Below are 15,082 nucleotides of genomic sequence, written 5' to 3'. Positions count from 1 at the left end.
GTGCGTATTTGCCGTACGGCCCTACAGCCCTACGGGTTTACGGCCCTACGCACGCTTCACGGTTCATGGATACGCGAAAACGCATGCCGGTGGGAAACCTTATGCCGCGTGCGCCCACTTCTTCAGCGCGGCCTTGTTGGAGAAGTTCGCCACATTCGTGTCCAGCGGCTGGTCGGTGTACTGGTGGAAGAGCCACTTCGCCTTGATCCGCGGTTTCCCGGCGGTGACGTAGTCGGCGATCCAGAGGCCGTCGGCGGCGTAGGACGTGGTGTCGTGGTGGAGCCAGAAATCCCGGTTGCAGTAGAGGACGATCCGGTGCGCCGTGGGGCGCAGCTTGCTCACCTCGACCAGGAACTGGTCCTTCTGCGCATTGGTGGCGTAGGTCCCCTCGCGGGTGCGCTCCCAGTCGCAGATCAGGACGTCGCCCTGGACCGAGGCGCACTTCTCGACGAAATACCGTGCCTGGGCGGCGATATTCCCGGGCCACAGAAAGTGGTAGAAACCCACGACGCATCCCGCTTCGCGGGCCTTCGCCGCCTGTGCGTTCTGGTACGGGTTGATGTACGAGCGGCCTTCGGTGGCCTTGACGAAAACGAAGTCCTGGTTCTTGGCGGAGTACGACGAGTTGTTGGAGCTGACATCGACACCATGCAGCATGAGCGGCCCTCCTGCCGGTCGGTCTGCGGATTCGAAGCATCAACTGCGCTAGCGGTCAATCGCGTTGCGAGGTGTTTCCCGGGGCGTCGTCCGGCGCCGTGTCCCTCGGATGTTCCGTTGTTCCGTACGGTGCCGGTGTTCCGCGCGGTACGGACGCCCCGTGTGCTGCTGTTCCGTGTGCTGTTGTCCCGTTGTCCCGTTGTCCCGCTGTCCCGTTCCGATGCGTGCCAGCGGTTCCGCATGCCCGAGTTCAGCACGCTCGCTACCGGGGACGCCAGATCGAGGGCAGGAAGTTCCGCGTACCACAGGGCTGGATCGAGAGCGGGAAGTTCCTTGTTCCACAGGTATGCTGAGAAGCAGTCAGCTGACGCTCAGATGACTGCTGCCGCCAGGCGACGGGCCGGTCCGGCCGACCGTCCCGCGAACCGGTGTGGGAGGCCGCCGACATGGCCGGAGCCCTTGCGTCTCCCTGGTTGAGGCGGTTCGCCCTGGCCGCCGTCTGTGCCGGGCTGCTGACCGCCGCGGCCGTCACCGTATCCGTACGGGACGGCACCCCGCTCGCCCCCGAACAGGCCGTCCACCACTGGGCCGTTGCCCACCGCGGGGAGCCGTTGCTGTCGATGGCCCGCGCGCTGACGGACACCGGAACCGGTGTGGTCCCGTACCTGATGGCCGTCCTCGCCGGACTGCTGGCCGGGCGCGGGACGTTCGCCCGGCGGCTCCGTACGGTGCTCGGCACGGTGGCTTTCCTCGCCGCGTGCCAGTTGCTCCGCTACGGCCTGATGCTGCTGCTCACCCGACCCCGCCCGCCGGCCGCCGACTGGGCCGTACACGCCTCCAGCTACTCCTTCCCCTCCGGCCACGCCACCACCTCGGCGCTGGCCGCCGGAATCCTCGCCTGGGGCATCACCCGGCACACCCGCGGCGCTGCCGGGACCCGCGCCGCCCAGGCGTGGCGGACAGCGCAGCCCGTCTGCCGCGCAGCGCTCGCCCTCTGGGCCGTCGGCGTCGGCCTCACCCGCGTCTACCTGGGCGTCCACTGGCCCGGCGACGTCCTGGCCGGCTGGCTGCTGGCCACCACCCTCCTCGCCCTCGCAAGCCAGGTCCCGGCCGTCCGCGGCAGACGGTAGCGCCTCAGCACTCGATGATGTTGACCGCGAGGCCGCCGCGGGCCGTCTCCTTGTACTTGACGCTCATGTCGGCGCCGGTGTCCTTCATGGTCTTGATGACCTTGTCGAGGGAGACGTGGTGGCGGCCGTCGCCGCGCAGCGCCATGCGGGCGGCGGTGACCGCCTTGACGGCGGCCATGCCGTTCCGTTCGATGCACGGGATCTGGACCAGGCCGCCGACGGGGTCGCAGGTCAGGCCCAGGTTGTGCTCCATGCCGATCTCGGCGGCGTTCTCGACCTGCTCGGGGGAGCCGCCCAGCACCTCGGCCAGACCGCCGGCGGCCATGGAGCAGGCCGAGCCGACCTCGCCCTGGCAGCCGACCTCGGCACCGGAGATGGAGGCGTTCTCCTTGAAGAGCATGCCGATGGCACTGGCGGCGAGGAGGAAGCGGACCACACCGTCCTCGTCGGCGCCGGGGACGAAGTTGACGTAGTAGTGGAGGACGGCGGGGATGATGCCGGCGGCGCCGTTGGTGGGGGCGGTGACGACCCGGCCGCCGGCCGCGTTCTCCTCGTTGACCGCCATCGCGTACAGGGTCACCCACTCCATGGCGCGGGCCGCCGGGTCGCCCTCGGAGCGCAGGGCGCGGGCGGCGTTGGCGGCGCGGCGGCGGACCTTCAGGCCGCCGGGGAGGATGCCCTCGCGGGCCATGCCGCGGGACACACACCCCTGCATGACCTGCCAGATCTCCAGCAGGCCCTCGCGGATCTCCGTCTCCGTGCGCCAGGCCTTCTCGTTCTCCAGCATCAGCGCGGAGATCGACAGGCCGGTCTCCTTCGACAGGCGCAGCAGTTCGTCGCCGGTGCGGAAGGGGTGCTTGAGGACGGTGTCGTCCAGCTTGATGCGGTCCTCGCCGACCGCGTCCTCGTCGACGACGAAGCCGCCGCCGACCGAGTAGTACGTCTTCTCCAGGAGCGGGGCACCCGCCGCGTCGTACGCGAAGAGCGTCATGCCGTTGGCGTGGTACGGCAGCGAGCGGCGGCGGTGCAGGATCAGCTGGTTCGGCTCGTCGAAGTCGATCTCGTGGGCGGTGCCTATCTCGGCGCCCAGCAGCCGCAGCCGGCCGGTCCGGCGGATGCGCTCGACCTCGTCGTCGGCCGTCTCCACGTCCACGGTGCGGGGGGAGTGGCCTTCCAGGCCGAGCAGGACCGCCTTGGGCGTGCCGTGGCCGTGGCCGGTGGCGCCCAGGGAGCCGAACAGCTCGGCGCGTACGGAGACCGTCTGAGCGAGCAGACCGTCCTTCTTGAGGCGTCCGACGAACATCCGGGCGGCGCGCATCGGGCCGACGGTGTGGGAGCTGGAGGGGCCGATGCCGATGGAGAAGAGGTCGAAGACGGAGATGGCCACGGGGGCGGACTCCTTTGTCTGCTCGTGGTGGACGGTGGAGCTGGGGGGAGCCGGCGGTGGAGGCGGAGGGGGGAAGCCGGCGGTGGAGTGAGGGGGATGGGGTGTGGAGCTATGGGGGGAAGGCGGGGGCTATGGGGCGGGAGGTGGTTTTCTGCGTCGATTGTCGAGAGTGCCGATTGTCGAGCGTAACGCGGACCCGCCGCGGAGCGTCAGACGGAAGCCATCGGGCGCCCGTCGTCGGTGGGAACAGCGGGTGCCGGAACGGCTGCCTTGTCGTCCGGTGTGCCGGTCAGGCCTGCCGCACGGGCGTTGACGCCGGCGCGTACGGCCCAGAAGTAGAAGGCCGGAGCGGTCAGCGCGACCAGGGCGATGTCCAGGCCGCCGGGGATGACGCCATGGCCGCCGAAGTCCGGGCTGCCCAGCGCCGACAGCGTCGCCATCCAGATCAGGAAGAGGACCATCCACCAGGCCGGCGCGAACTGCCGCAGCAGTCCGGCCCCCCGCGCGCCCTTGCGCCGCAGCACCAGCGCGATGGCCGGCACGGACACCAGCGTCAGCAGGGTGACCTTGCCGGTGTCCGGCCACTTCGACCAGTACAGGGCGCAGGCGGCGAAGGCGAAGGTGATCGGGCACAGGATCCCGGCGGCGGGGAGCCGGAACGGACGGGGCAGGTCCGGCGCGGTCTTCCGCAGCACACCCACCGCGATCGGGCCGATCAGGTACGAGATGACCATGGCCGCCGAGACCACCCCGGCCAGCGCCTGCCAGCTGCGGCCGACGGTGAGCAGCAGCACGACGGAGAAGCCGAGGTTGAGCCACATCGCGGGGCGCGCGGTGCCGTAGCGCGGGTGCACGGCCGCCAGCTTCTTGGGGAAGAAGCCGGTCTCGGCGAGGTTGGTGACCATGTACGCGGCCGAGGCGACATTGGCGATGTTGGAGCCGGCCGGCGAGATGAAGGCTCCGAACTGCAGCAGGGTGACCACCCAGTGCAGCATCAGCAGCTTGGCGAGGTCGGCGAACGGCGAGCTGAAGTTCACGCCCTGCCAGCCGCCGGCCCGGGCCAGCTCCTCGGGCGGTACGGCCCCCAGGAACGCGGTCTGCAGCGCCAGATAGATCAGCAGGCCCAGTGTGAGCGCGCCGACCAGGGCGATCGGGATGGCCCGGCCCGGGTTCCTGGCGGCGCCGCCGAGGTTGACCACGGCCTGGAACCCGTTGAACGCGAAGATCACGCCGGAGGTGGTGACCGCGGTGAGCACGGCCGACCAGCCGTACGGGGCGAAGCCGCCCTGCGAGGTGAAGTTCGAGGTGTGGAACCCGGAGGCGATCAGCGCGAGGACGGCGAGTACCGGGATGGCGAACTTGACCAGGGTGAGGATGGTGTTGGCGCGGGCCAGCAGCTGGACGGACCAGTAGCAGGTCAGCCAGAGGGCGACGGTCAGCAGCAGCGCCACGCCCATGCCGGACACGGTCAGCTGGTGGTCGGCGTCGACCAGGCCCTTCGCCCAGTCGAAGCTCCAGGACGTCATGTACTGGGTGGCGGCGATCGACTCGATCGGGATGAGCGAGGCGATCGCGATCCACACCGCCCAGCCGGTCAGGAAGCCGAGGGCCGGGCCGTGCGAGAGGTGGCCGTAGCGGGCCATACCGCCCGGGATCGGGTAGGCCGCGCCGACCTCCGCGTAGGACATCGCGATCATGCCGATGAAGACGGCGCCGATCACCCAGGCGACCAGCGCCGCGGGGCCCGCCACCTGCGCGGCGGAACCGGCGCCGAAGAGCCAGCCCGAGCCGAAGATCGAGCCGATGCCGATCATGATCAGGGCGAAGAGGCTGAGCCCTTTGCGGCTGCCCGCGCTCATGTCCATGAAGTCGTCCGTCCTGCCGTTGCCGCTCGCCCCCTCACTGTTGAGGGCCGCTGTGATTGCCGCCGACCAGCTTATTTCCGGCCCGGAGGTAGGTTTCGCCCGGTCGCCGGGCGACGAGGAGGGGCCCGGGGCCCCGCAGACCGTGGGCCCGGGACCAACGGCCCCGGGCCCACGGCCCGTTCGGCCTCCGGCCCGCCGATCACCGGCCGGCCGGAGGCCTCCCAACATGAGACGCGTCACAGCGACGGGCGCACCGCCGCGGAGGCGGGTGCGGCGTCACACGGACGGATCGCCTCGTCCACGACGACGGGTCGGTCGCCTTGCCGCCTACAGCGACGGGTACAGCGGGAACTTCTCCGCCAGCGCCGTGACCCGGGCCTTGAGGGCCGTGGCGTCGTACGCCGGCTTCAGGGCCTCGGCGATGATGTCCGCGACCTCGCGGAAGTCCTCCGCCTGGAAGCCGCGGGTGGCCAGGGCGGGGGTGCCGATCCGCAGGCCCGAGGTGACCATCGGGGGCCGGGGGTCGTTCGGGATGGCGTTGCGGTTGACGGTGATGCCGACCTCGTGGAGGCGGTCCTCGGCCTGCTGGCCGTCCAGCTCGCTGTTGCGGAGGTCGACCAGGACCAGGTGGACATCGGTGCCGCCGGTGAGCACGTCCACGCCCACCGCCTTGGCGTCGTCGCGCATCAGGCGCTCGGCGAGGATCCTGGCGCCCTCCAGGGTGCGCTGCTGGCGCTCCTTGAAGTCCTCGCTCGCCGCGACCTTGAAGGAGACCGCCTTGGCCGCGATCACATGCTCCAGCGGACCGCCCTGCTGACCGGGGAAGACCGCGGAGTTGATCTTCTTGGCGAGCTCCTGGGTGGACAGGATCACACCGCCGCGGGGACCGCCCAGGGTCTTGTGCGTGGTGGTGGTCACGACGTGGGCGTGCGGCACCGGGTTCGGGTGCAGGCCCGCCGCCACCAGACCGGCGAAGTGCGCCATGTCGACCATGAGGTACGCGCCGACCTCGTCGGCGATCCGGCGGAAGGCGGCGAAGTCCAGCTGGCGGGGGTAGGCGGACCAGCCGGCGACGATCAGCTTGGGCCGGCTCTCCTTGGCGAGGCGCTCGACCTCGTCCATGTCGACCAGGCCGTCCTCGCCGACGTGGTAGGGCACCACGTTGTAGAGCTTGCCGCTGAAGTTGATCTTCATGCCGTGGGTCAGGTGACCGCCGTGGGCCAGGTTCAGACCCATGATCGTGTCGCCCGGCTTGAGCAGCGCGAACATGGCGGCGGCGTTGGCCTGGGCGCCGGAGTGCGGCTGGACGTTGGCGGCCTCGGCGCCGAAGAGCGCCTTGATGCGGTCGATGGCGATCTGCTCGACGACATCGACGTGCTCGCAGCCGCCGTAGTAGCGGCGGCCGGGGTAGCCCTCGGCGTACTTGTTGGTCAGGACGGAGCCCTGGGCCTCCATGACGGCGACGGGTGCGAAGTTCTCCGACGCGATCATTTCGAGGGTGGACTGCTGGCGGTGCAGCTCGGCGTCGACGGCGGCGGCGACATCGGGGTCGAGCTCGTGCAGGGAGCTGTTGAGAATCGACATGAGTCTTCCTGGAGGAGGGGGTTCTGGCCCGGGCTCAGCCGGCGGAGAAGGCGGTGTACTCGTCGGCCGACAGCAGGTCGTCCGGCTCGCCGCTCACCTTCACCTTGAACAGCCAACCGCCCTCGAACGGGGCGGTGTTCACCAGCGAGGGGTCGTTGACGACGTCCTCATTGACCGCGGTGACCTCGCCACTGACCGGTGAGTAGAGGTCGCTGACCGACTTGGTCGACTCCAGTTCACCGCAGGACTCGCCCGCCGTGATCGTGGCGCCGACCTCAGGGAGCTGCACGAAGACGACGTCGCCGAGGGCGTTGGCCGCGTGCTCCGTGATACCGACCGTCGAGACGCCGGCCTCGGCGGCCGACAGCCACTCGTGCTCCTTGCTGTAGCGCAGCTGCTGGGGGTTGTTCATGGCTCGATTCTCCTGTACGCGAGGGTGTGGTCGTGAAAAGGGTCTTGCACAGTGAGACGCGCGGGGCCCGTCGCTCCGCGCCACTGCCGGATCCGCCGTCGGTGAACTGCCGGGGCTGCCGCCGATGAATCGTTACTTCTGCCGCTTGTAGAAGGGCAGTGCGACGACCTCGTACGGCTCATGGGTTCCACGGATGTCCACGCGGACACCCTCGGTGCCCGGTGTGGCGTAGGCCGCGTCGACGTACGCGATGGCGATCGGCTTGCCGAGGGTGGGGGAGGGCGCTCCGGAGGTGACCTCGCCGATGACCGTGCCGTCGGCGGTGGTGACCTGGTACCCGGCCCGCGGCACCCGGCGGCCCTCGGCGATCAGGCCGACCAGCTTGCGCGGCGGGTTCGCCGCCGCCCGCTCGGCGGCCGCCGCCAGCGCGGCCCGGCCCACGAAGTCGCCGTCGTTGCTGGTCTTCTCGAACTTCACGACCCGGCCCAGGCCCGCGTCGAACGGCGTGGTCGCGGTGGTCAGCTCATGCCCGTACAGCGGCATACCCGCTTCCAGACGCAGCGTGTCGCGGCAGGACAGGCCGCAGGGGACCAGGCCGGCGTCCTGGCCGGCCGCGGTGAGCGCCTCCCAGAGGGCGACCGCGTCCGCCGGCCGGACGAACAGCTCGAAACCGTCCTCACCGGTGTATCCCGTACGGGCGATCAGCGCCTCGGCGCCGGCGACCGTGCCGGGCAGGCCCGCGTAGTACTTCAGCCCGTCCAGATCGGCGTCCGTGAGCTTGGCGAGGATGCCGGGCGACTCCGGTCCCTGCACCGCGATCAGCGCGTAGGCGTCCCGGTCGTCGCGGATCGCGGCGTCGAAGCCGCCGGCCCGGGCGGTCAGCGCGTCCAGCACCACCTGGGCGTTGGAGGCGTTGGCGACGACCATGTACTCCTGGTCCGCCAGGCGGTAGACGATCAGGTCGTCGAGGATGCCGCCCTCGGCGTCGCAGATCATCGTGTAGCGGGCCCGGCCGGTAGCGACCCCGCCGATGTTGCCGACCAGCGCGTAGTCGAGGAGGTCGGCGGCCTGCGGTCCGGTGACGGTGATCTCACCCATGTGGGAGAGGTCGAAGAGGCCGGCGCGGGTGCGGACGGCGAGATGCTCCTCGCGTTCACTGCTGTACCGCAGCGGCATGTCCCAGCCGGCGAAGTCGGTCATGGTCGCGCCGAGCGCGCGATGAGTGGCGTCCAGCGCCGTCCGGCGGGGGGCATCGGTCATGGTTCTGGCTCCCAGGCATGGGTGACAAGACGTTCTCCCCATCTGTCATCGGAACCTGAGAGGTTCACCGGGATCCCGCGAACGGACCCGGTTTGCACCTTCGGTGGAGCCGCCCCAGCCAGGCAGTGGCTCGCTTTTCAGATCTGCCTCGCCCGCGCGGTATCGGGGCCTGAGAGATTCAAGGGAGAACTTGCTCCTTCGGCGCCCCGCCGTGGCGGACGGGGACTCTCCCGCGCGGATTCAAGCGGCCGGTATGCAGTTGGCGGCGCACACGTGAACTGCGCGCCGCACGTGGCGGGCACATCATTGCACGGGATCGCCCGTTCGAGGAGCCCTGGCCGAGGGTCCGTTCCCGACGTGGGCGGAACCGGACTGTTCCGGGGACCAGGACAATCACGGAGGCGAGGGCCTGCTCCGGTATCAGGACAATCACGGAGGCGAGGGCCTTCTCCGGTATCAGGGCAATCCCGGAGACAAGGATCGTCTCCAAGATCAGGGCAATCCCGGGGATCAGGACGGTCCTCTTGAAGGCCATTACCTTTTCTTGACACTGTGCGGGTAGGGGACGGACTCGGGCCGGACCGGAACCGGAGGGGTGAGGCGATCACGATGCGCAGGGACGCGGCCTTCGCGGCCACTTCAGGGGTCGTGCCTCCGGACGCCGCGGCGGTGGTCCCCGTCGTCGCCCGGCCCCGGCCCCGGCCCCGCCGCCCGGCGCGGTCCGTCGTCCGGCCGGGTCGCCGCGCACGGGTCGTGGACCTGCGCGGTGGGCGGTCCGAGGCCGGCACCGGCGAGCTGCGGTTCCCGGCGGGCGACCTGGTCGTGGTCTCCGGCCTGCCGGGCAGCGGCAAGAGCACCCTGATGCGCCGTGTGGTGCCGCCGCTGGACGGGCGCGGCGGCGTGGTGCGGCGCATCGACTCGCAGGACGTACGCGAGCGCTGGGAACGCGGCAGACTGCGCCGGCTGCCGTACGTCCTGTACCGGCCGCTGGTACGGACGGCCCACTACCTGGCGCTGGGCCGTGCATTGCGCTCCGGCGACAGTCTGGTGGTGCACGACTGCGGGACGCAGACGTGGGTCCGCCGCTGGCTCGCCCGGTCGGCCCGGCACGGCGGCCGCGGGCTGCATCTGGTGCTGCTCGACGTGCCGCCGGAGACGGCGCGCTCGGGCCAGGAGGCGCGCGGGCGCGGGGTGTCGGCGTACGCCTTCGCGCGGCACCGCGGGGCGGTGGGCCGGCTGGTCGGCGCGGCGGAGTCGGCCGGACTGCCGAAGGGGTTCGGTTCGGCGGTGCTGCTGGACCGGCGGGCGGCGAGCGCGCTGCGCGCGGTCAGCTTCCACTGAGCGGATCGCGGTCAGCGTCCACTGAGCGCATTCCGCTGAGTGCCGTCCATGGAGCGTTCCCGTGCGGGTGTCGACCACTGAGCGTTGCCGTGCGGGTGTCGTCCACTGGGCGTCGTCCATGGAGCGTTCCCGTGTGAGGGTCGTCCGCTGAACGTCGTCCACTGACCGTTCCCCTGCGCCCGGCCTCCGCGGTGTCGTGTCTCTCGTCTAGGGTCGTGGGCCGAAGAGCGCGGTTGGGAACGGGTGGGTACAGATGAACTTTCCGGAGCAGGGGATACCGCAACTGGCGTGGCCGGCGAACGAGCTGGAAGAGGTGCTGGCCGCGTCGGTCGGGCAGCCGGGCGCCGGCGGCCGGATCGTCGAGGTGCTGGGGCGCAGCCGGCTGTGGGTGCCGCTGCCCAACGGTGGCGGCCCGGACAGCGCGGGCTTCGGCGCCCGTGGCCTGGACCTGCCCACCGTCGACATCGGCGGCGCGGCCTACGTCCCCGTCTACAGCTCCGAGCAGGAGTTCCTGAGGGTCGTCGGCGCGCATATGTCCTTCACCGTCGCGCCCGCCCAGGAGTTCGCCCGCGGCCTGCCGCCGAAGATGGGCATCGCGGTCAACCCGGACGGTACGGTCGGCGTCCCGCTGCCGCCACCCGCGGTGGCCGAACTGTGCCGGGCCGGGCGCCAGGAGGCGGAGAACCTGCCGAGCGGTGGCCGGGTGCGGCTCTTCGAGCCGGACTGGCAGGACGAGCCGGTGGACTTTCTGGCCGCCGCCGGGCTGGAGTTCTCCAGTGTCGGAATTGTCCTGAGTGCCCGGCGTGCCCTGGCCAGCGTCGAGGGCGACACGCCCGCGCTGTTCGTCGGTGTGCAGCTGGCCGCGAGCCCCGCCGCGCTGCAGGACGGCACCGCCCGCGAGACGGTCCTGACAGCCCTCGGACGTGCACTCGGCGCGGTACCGGTGCCCTGGCCCGTCCAGCTGGTGCTGCTCGATATCGCCCAGGGCGACCCGGTCGCCGACTGGATGCTGGAGCGCGTGCGGCCCTTCTACTCCCGGGACCACTCGTAAGCTTGTTGGACGACGAGAGCTTGTTGGACGACGGGCGGGCGCACCCCATCACGTGCCTGCGGAGAGAAGGGACGGACCACGTGAGCGCGGGTGCGCACCAGGGGCCGGCGGCCGGACAGCTGGAGCAGCTGCTGCGGCAGGTCTCGCCCGGCCGATACGACGCCTACGAGGCGCTGCTGCACGCACTCGCCACGGGCCAGGTCTGGATGCTTCTGTGGCAGGGCCGGGCGGGGTCGGCCGACGCGCAGTACGGGAACATGGAGGTCGACGGGCTCGGCTACGCGCCCTGTGTGACCTCCGCGGCCGAGCTCGCCGCCTCCGGCTGGAACCGCGACCACGAAGTCGTCGGCGGCCTGGAGATCGCCGGCTCGCTCTTCCCCGACCGGTGGGGCCTGTGGCTGAATCCGCACGCTCCCGGCGGCGGCGTCGGCATTCCCTGGCTGGATCTCCGCCGGATCGCCGGCGGTCTGGACCGGCTGCCCGCCGGCCCGCTGCGGATCTCGGAACCGGTCATCGACATTCCGCAGTTCTACGCCCTGCTCGCCCAGAACGCCCACCGCACGCCCGCCGTACGGTCGTTGCGCCGGGCCTGGGTGCAGCCCGCGCTGGGCGCCCCGTATCTGGCGATCGGACTGGAGCTGTACGACACCGGCCAACCGGCCGTGGAATCGGCCCGGTTGATGATCCAGCAGTCCCTCGGCGCGGTGCCGGACGGCCTGCCGGTCTCCACGGTCGCGATGAACGACGAGTACGACCCGGTCGGGATGTGGATGCGGGCCTGCGCGCGGCCCTTCTTCGACCGCGACGGCTATGCCCAGCCCCAGGAGCCCCCGCAGGCCCCCGCGCCCTCGTACGGCTACGGCTACCCGCGGCCCTACTGACGGCCGGTTCTGCTCTGCCCGGCGCCCTGCGCCCGGCGCCCGGCCCGGCCTCCCGGCCGCCGAGTCCTACGCTCATGTCGGACTGATGCCCGTATGGCCGGACTGATGTCCGTATGACGGAGCACCGTGGAGCACATCACAGTTGCGCATCCTTTCCCTGCCGGGGCTGGTGACTGATCGCGCAGGGGATGAAGACTCCGGGGGCAACAGGGCCCGGCCCTTTGTACGAGCGTCATCCCGTACCGCATCCCGTATCGCGTCGCGTGCCGCATCCCGTATCGCGTCGCGTGAAGCTCCTGACGTCCGCGAGACGAACCACCCTGACGTCCAAGGGACTTGCGGGAATCGCACCAGGTAGCGTCACGCACCACATCGCGCCACATGCGCCGGCGAGCACCACACCGCACCAGCGAGCACCACTCCGCACCAGGCACCAGTAGTGAGCACCACATCGCACCAGTGATCTGAAACGGGGCCGCTATCGCGGCGGGCACAGGCCGGCGGGGACCCCCGTCCACCGTCGGCCGAGGGGGGCAAGGGCACTGTGACCGCACCGATCAACACCACCGGGGCGGCTGCCGAGGCGCAGCCGGAAGCGGTGCTGGAGGGCGTGGAGGGCAAGCGCATCGAAGGGCGCTCGCTCGGCCGGATCGCATGGCTGCGCTTCCGGCGGGACAAGGCCGCGGTGGCCGGTGCCGTCGTCGTCACCCTGCTCATCGTCGTCGCCGCGCTCTCCCGCCCCCTCCAGGCCCTGCTGGGCCTGGACCCGAACAGCCCCCACCAGTCGCTGGTCGACCCCGGCACCACGCTGCCCAAAGGGGACTTCGGCGGGATGAGCGGGGACCACCCGCTGGGCGTGGACCCGAAGTTCGGCCGCGATCTGCTCGCCCGGGTCCTGGAGGGCTCGTGGGTGTCGCTGATCGTGGCGTTCGGTGCGACGCTGCTGTCGGTCGCCATCGGCACCGTCCTCGGAGTGATCGCCGGTTTCCACCGCGGCCGGGTGGACGCCGTCATCAGCCGGATGATGGACGTCTTCCTGGCCTTCCCGCTGCTGCTGTTCGCCATCGCGATCTCCGCCTCGCTGCAGGGCGGTGCCTTCGGCCTGGACGGCCTGCCGCTGCACATCTCGGTCCTGATCTTCGTGATCGGCTTCTTCAACTGGCCGTACATGGGGCGGATCGTGCGCTCCCAGACCCTCTCGCTGCGGGAACGCGAATTCATCGACGCCGCCCGGGGAATGGGCGCGCGCGGGCCGTTCATCCTCTTCCGGGAGCTGCTGCCCAACCTGGTGGGGCCCGTCATCGTCTACTCGACGCTGCTGATCCCCTCCAACATCCTCTTCGAGGCGGCGCTGAGCTTCCTGGGCGTCGGTATCCAGCCGCCCCAGGCGTCCTGGGGCGGCATGCTCAATCAGGCGGTCAAGTACTACGAGGTCGACCCCCAGTACATGCTCGTGCCCGGCCTCGCGATCTTCGTCACCGTGCTCGCCTTCAACCTGCTCGGTGACGGTCTGAGGGACGCGCTGGACCCCCGCGGCCGCTGACCCGTACCGGCGCCGACTTCCCTGCCCCTCACCGGCATTCGACATTTCCCGAAGCTTCCCGGTCCCGAAGATTTCTGAAGCTCTCTGAAGTTCTCTCGATCCTCCCGAGGTTTTTCGACACACGAAGGGGACACCGACCACATGCGAAGGTCAGTTCCGGTCGCGGCGATAGCGGCCATCACCAGCGCGGGCCTGTTGCTGGCCGGCTGCAGTGGGGGCAAAGGCTCCTCGAACGGCTCGACCGAGGCCAACGCCGCCACCAAGGGCATCGTGAACGCCTCGGACGAGAAGGGCGGCACGGTCACCTACGCGATCAGCGACGCCCCCGAGTCCTTCGACCCGGGCAACACCTACTACGCCTTCCTCTACAACTTCAGCCGGCTCTACGCCCGCCCGCTCACCACCTTCAAGCCGGCCCCCGGCCCCAAGGGCAACGAACTGGTTCCGGACCTGGCCGAGGCGATGGGCAAGCCCAGCGACGGCGGCCGGACCTGGACGTACAAGATCCGCAAGGGGGTGAAGTTCGAGGACGGCACCCCTGTCACCGCGCGGGACGTCAAGTACGCCGTCGAGCGCTCCAACTTCGCCCGGGACGTCCTCTCGCTGGGCCCGAACTACTTCCAGCAGTTCCTCCAGGACAACGAGGGCGGCTACCAGGGCCCGTACAAGGACGAGGGCAAGGACGAGGGCAAGGGCAAGGACGAGGGCAAGAGCAGAGACGGGCTGAAGTCCATCGAGACGCCCGACGAGCGCACCATCCGCTTCCATCTGAAGCGGCCGTTCGCCGAGTTCGACTACCTGGTCAGCGCCCCGCAGACGGCCCCGGTCCCGCAGGCCAAGGACAAGGGCGCGGACTACACCCGGTCCGTGGTCTCCACCGGCTCGTACAAGTTCGAGAGCTATCAGGAGGGCAAGAAGCTCGTCCTGGTCCGCAACCCGCAGTGGTCGAACGATGAGCTGCGCAAGCAGCTGCCCGAGAAGATCGTGCTGAACATGAAGGTCGCCCAGTCGACGATCGACAAGGACCTCCGGTCCGGCAGCACCCTGGTCGACCTGGCCGGCCGCGGGGTCGAAGCCCAGACCCAGGCCGAGCTCCTGACCGACCCCACGGAGCGGGCCCACACCGACAACGCGCTCGGCCAGCGTCTCGTCTACACGGCGATCAACACCAAGGTGAAGCCGTTCGACAACATCGAGTGCCGTAAGGCCGTCCAGTACGCGATCGACAAGAAGGCCGTGCAGACCGCGCGCGGCGGCCCGCCCCGCGGCGAGGTGGCCTCCACGGTCCTGCCGAGCGATATCGCCGGCTACCAGAAGTACGACCTGTACCCGCAGAAGTACAAGGGTGACGAGCTGGACCTGACCGAGGCGAAGAAGCACTGGGCCGCGTGCGGCGCCGGCAAGGTCACCACGACCATCCTGGCCCGCAACGACAACCAGGAGGAGGTCGACGCGGCCACCTCGATCATCGACTCGCTGAAGAAGATCGGTATCACCGTCAAGCCCCAGCAGTACCCGACCGGCAAGTACTTCTCGGACTACGCCGGGGTGCCGGAGTTCAACAAGAAGAACAACGTCGGCCTGATGATGATGCAGTGGGGCGCGGACTTCCCGACCGGCTACGGCTACCTCCAGCAGATCCTGCACGGCAAGGCGATCAGCAAGTCCGGTAACGCCAACCTGTCGGAGCTGGACGACCCGAAGATCAACCAGCTGCTCGACAGCGCCATCGCCAACACCGACCAGGCGGCCCGCGAGAAGGCCTACGCCGAGATCGACAAGGAGGCGATGAAGCAGGCGGTGATCGTTCCGCTCGCCTACTTCAAGGTCCTGAACTACCGCTCGCCGAAGGCCACCAACCTGGTGTCCTCCTCGGCCTGGAGCGGTCAGTACGACTACCTCAACATCGGCGTCAAGAAGTAGAAGCCAAGAAGTAGCAGAAGCAGAAGCAGAAGCAGCGGCCCCGGAAGG

The 15,082-nt window shown here is 70.0% G+C and carries 12 protein-coding genes and 1 riboswitch; of the genes, 6 read left to right on the top strand and 6 right to left on the bottom strand.

The genetic code is table 11. The annotated features are described in order from the left end of the window. Positions 1-99 precede the first annotated feature (99 nt). Entirely contained in the window at positions 100-657 is a 558-nt protein-coding gene (locus ACFY12_RS01180; protein WP_390713596.1) for a GH25 family lysozyme, read from the bottom strand. A gap of 473 nt (positions 658-1,130) precedes the next feature. On the opposite strand from ACFY12_RS01180, the gene ACFY12_RS01175 reads away from it, so the two are divergent. After that, positions 1,131-1,787 carry a phosphatase PAP2 family protein gene (locus ACFY12_RS01175; protein ID WP_390713595.1) on the top strand — a complete coding sequence of 219 codons (657 nt, stop codon included), beginning with the start codon at positions 1,131-1,133 and terminating at the stop codon, positions 1,785-1,787. A gap of 4 nt (positions 1,788-1,791) precedes the next feature. Here the strand turns inward: ACFY12_RS01175 and ACFY12_RS01170 are convergent, their stop codons facing one another. From ACFY12_RS01170 to gcvT, 5 genes are all read right to left on the bottom strand, one after another. Further along, the gene (locus ACFY12_RS01170; protein ID WP_390713594.1) at positions 1,792-3,174 is read right to left on the bottom strand and encodes an L-serine ammonia-lyase; all 1,383 of its coding nucleotides are present in this window, start codon (positions 3,172-3,174) and stop codon (positions 1,792-1,794) included. Between the two features lie 209 nt (positions 3,175-3,383). Beyond that, on the bottom strand, positions 3,384-5,039 hold the full coding sequence (locus tag ACFY12_RS01165) for an APC family permease (RefSeq protein WP_390713593.1): 1,656 nt from the start codon (positions 5,037-5,039) through the stop codon (positions 3,384-3,386). A 327-nt stretch (positions 5,040-5,366) separates the two neighbouring features. Beyond that, a complete protein-coding gene (gene glyA / locus ACFY12_RS01160; RefSeq protein ID WP_390713592.1) occupies positions 5,367-6,623 on the bottom strand; it encodes a serine hydroxymethyltransferase in 1,257 nt (418 codons plus the stop codon). A 34-nt stretch (positions 6,624-6,657) separates the two neighbouring features. Next, on the bottom strand, positions 6,658-7,035 hold the full coding sequence (gcvH, locus tag ACFY12_RS01155; protein WP_390713591.1) for a glycine cleavage system protein GcvH: 378 nt from the start codon (positions 7,033-7,035) through the stop codon (positions 6,658-6,660). Positions 7,036-7,167: 132 nt separating this feature from the next. Next, positions 7,168-8,295, bottom strand: a complete 1,128-nt coding sequence (gene gcvT, locus ACFY12_RS01150; protein WP_390713590.1) for a glycine cleavage system aminomethyltransferase GcvT — start codon at positions 8,293-8,295, stop codon at positions 7,168-7,170. A 147-nt stretch (positions 8,296-8,442) separates the two neighbouring features. After that, a riboswitch (glycine riboswitch) is annotated at positions 8,443-8,538 on the bottom strand. A 366-nt stretch (positions 8,539-8,904) separates the two neighbouring features. Here gcvT and ACFY12_RS01145 point away from each other — a divergent pair. From ACFY12_RS01145 to ACFY12_RS01125, 5 genes are all read left to right on the top strand, one after another. Beyond that, entirely contained in the window at positions 8,905-9,636 is a 732-nt protein-coding gene (locus tag ACFY12_RS01145; protein ID WP_390713589.1) for an AAA family ATPase, read from the top strand. Between the two features lie 253 nt (positions 9,637-9,889). Beyond that, positions 9,890-10,687: an enhanced serine sensitivity protein SseB gene (locus ACFY12_RS01140; protein WP_390713588.1), complete on the top strand. Its 798-nt coding sequence runs from the start codon at positions 9,890-9,892 to the stop codon at positions 10,685-10,687. Positions 10,688-10,767: 80 nt separating this feature from the next. Then, entirely contained in the window at positions 10,768-11,568 is an 801-nt protein-coding gene (locus tag ACFY12_RS01135) for an enhanced serine sensitivity protein SseB C-terminal domain-containing protein (protein WP_390713587.1), read from the top strand. A gap of 544 nt (positions 11,569-12,112) precedes the next feature. Next, positions 12,113-13,111, top strand: a complete 999-nt coding sequence (locus ACFY12_RS01130; RefSeq protein ID WP_390713586.1) for an ABC transporter permease — start codon at positions 12,113-12,115, stop codon at positions 13,109-13,111. Positions 13,112-13,252: 141 nt separating this feature from the next. Next, the gene (locus ACFY12_RS01125) at positions 13,253-15,034 is read left to right on the top strand and encodes an ABC transporter substrate-binding protein (RefSeq protein WP_390713585.1); all 1,782 of its coding nucleotides are present in this window, start codon (positions 13,253-13,255) and stop codon (positions 15,032-15,034) included. The last annotated feature ends 48 nt before the right edge of the window (positions 15,035-15,082 follow it).

It is taken from the genome of Streptomyces sp. NPDC001339, assembly GCF_042895955.1.
In the GTDB taxonomy this organism is placed as follows: domain Bacteria; phylum Actinomycetota; class Actinomycetes; order Streptomycetales; family Streptomycetaceae; genus Streptomyces.
Note: the sequence above shows the minus strand (reverse complement) of the source record. Positions and strands in the feature narration are given on the sequence as shown.